This window comes from Actinomycetes bacterium, assembly GCA_036000965.1.
GTDB lineage: Bacteria > Actinomycetota > CALGFH01 > CALGFH01 > CALGFH01 > DASYUT01.
On record DASYUT010000101.1, the window covers coordinates 1 to 2316 of the forward strand.

Annotated in this window: 2 protein-coding genes; both read right to left on the reverse strand. The window is 71.1% G+C overall.

From position 1 onward, the window contains the following. Nucleotides 1-30 precede the first annotated feature (30 nt). Nucleotides 31-1575, reverse strand: coding sequence for an ISKra4 family transposase (locus tag VG276_07655; protein ID HEV8649268.1), 1545 nt, complete (start codon nt 1573-1575; stop codon nt 31-33). Nucleotides 1576-1641: 66 nt separating this feature from the next. Continuing rightward, on the reverse strand, nt 1642-2223 hold the full coding sequence (locus VG276_07660; protein ID HEV8649269.1) for a hypothetical protein: 582 nt from the start codon (nt 2221-2223) through the stop codon (nt 1642-1644). Nucleotides 2224-2316: the final 93 nt, after the last annotated feature.

Consider the following 2316-nt stretch of genomic DNA (forward strand, 5'->3'; position numbering starts at 1 on the left):
GGGTGTAGCTCGTCTGCAGGGACCTGCTGATCAGGCTGCGAGGTCGTAGGTGTCCTGGTTGTAGGGGCTGTGGACGCGGTGGTTCTCGCGGGCGAGGTGGAAGCGCCAGTAGCGGTCGAAGTCGCCGTTGGTGTTGACCGCGCGGAGTTTGAGGACGGCCTCGGCGCCGTCCAGGCCCCAGCGGGCACCGCTGATGTCCAAGCGGTCGCCGATCAGGTGCCGACACGCTCCTTCGATCACCCCGGTGGCGATCGGCCAGCCGCGGGCCAGCGCGGTGTCGTAGTCCAGGAACTCCTGCTTGGCCCGCAGGTAGCCGATGCAGGTGTCGATGCCGCGACGCTGGTCGCCGGACAGTCCGGCCTGGATGGCCTGGCCGTCGATGGTGGTGAGGGCCTGGGCGACCCGCCCGGACAGGATGCTGATCGCATGGGTGGCGACCCACGCCTCGGTGTGGGGGTCACCATCGGCGTGCAAGCACCAGGCGGCCTTCCACAAATACTCCATGACATGGATCAGGTCGATGAGGATGTGCACGGTCACGCCGCGGCGAGCCGCCTCGGCGCGGACCAGGTCCAGTTGGTGGCGGGCGCCGTCGACCAGCACCACCCAGGTGCGGCGGTGGGTCGGATCGCGTTGTTCCGCCTGGTCGAAGACCGCCTTGATGACCTGCTCGCTGCTTTGGGTGATCGAGCCGGTCAGCCACTTCGCTTGGGCCTTGGGGCCACCCCGGCGGGGGCGCTGGCCGCTGCGGCCCTCGGCAGTGGCGGCGGGGACGCAGATGACATCGTGGGCGCGGCGGGGGGCCGGGGTGGCGTCGTAGACCACCCCCAGGGTGGCCATCCGCTTGCGTCCCTGCTTCTCGCCACTGGCCAGCCGCGTCCGGTAGGTGTTGGCGCCCTTGGCCTGGGCCGCCTTCACGGTCGCCTCCCGCAGCGCCTCGGGGCGCATCACCACACCCTTGCCGTCCACCGACAACACCAGCACGGTGGCGTCGCTGCACGGCTGGGGCACCACGGCACGGTAGAACGCGTCGATGTCGGCCGCAGCGGCCACGGTCAACTGCTCAACCCCCCGCTTGCCCACCACCGGCCCGCAGCGGCGACCGATCGCCTCGGTCGCCTGGTCGAACGAGCCGCGCACCGCCTCCAGGGCGGCCAGCCGCCGCAGCCCGTGGCTGTGACGCCCCCTGGGCAGGCGCAGCGCCGCATCGGCCGGGTAGACGTTGACCCGGCCCTGCGCACGCCAGGCACACCGGCCCACCACGACCGTCCCGAAGATGCTGGCCAGCAGGCGGCGGTGGCCGGTCTCGACCGCGCGGCGGGTAACGCCGTCGGCGCCGGTCACCGGTGTCGGGCGGGCGCGCACCGCCCGCTCCTCACGGATCTGCCGCAAGTCGAGGTGGTCCTGCAGCAACTGCCGCAGCAGCTCCCGACCACGCAGCTCCAGCAGGTCCTCCAGCTCGGCATGCCCCAGCCTGGCGGCCTCTTCGGCGCCCAACTCCAAGGCCAGGGCATCAAACACCGAGTGGGAGGCAGCGAACGGATCGATGGCGGCTTCGGCGGCGCAGGATGGCATCGGCGCTTCTTTCATTGCGGTCCGGGGGAGTTGACGCCGCCGAGGCTACGGCCAACCGCTGGCCACCTATCGATGCGACTCGGCCGGTTGGGTGCGGCGGGCGAACAAGCCCGCTTCAGGCTCGGCCAGCCAGCCACGCTTGACCAGACGCTTGAGCTTCAAGCGCAGCCCCTCCACGCTGCGGGGCTCGCCGCCCAGCCCCAGCGCAGCAGCGATCTGCTTGGCGCGCAGCGGCTGCCCCGCATCCGCCAGGACCTCCAGCACGTCACGGTAGGCCACCGGCAGCACCGCCTCAGCCACCCCCGCCTGCCACTGAGGCACCCTGACCGCTCCCACACGCACCGGCGCAGGAGCCTCCTCCAGCGCAGCGCGTGCGATTGGGCCGTCGATACGCAACGCAGCCCGAACTCCGGCGTCGCCGTCCAGCTCGACACCGCCCGCCAGCGCCCCCCACCCGTGCTCGTCACGGCCGCCAAGGATCTCCACGACCATCTGCCGCGTGATCCCCAACCGCGACAGCAGCTCCTCCTCGGCGGTCAACTGCTCGGTCAGCTCGGCAATGCGTGCACGCAACGCCTCCGCCCGGCCACGGGCCGCGGCCTCCCGCGCTTCCAACTCCGCCATCAACGAACCCAACGTCGTTCCCATCCATCACCGCACAGTACGTGACGGTCATCCTCTCACGCGCAGCCAGACCAGCAACTTCCCAGCTCAACAGGTCCCTGCGAACGAGCTACACCC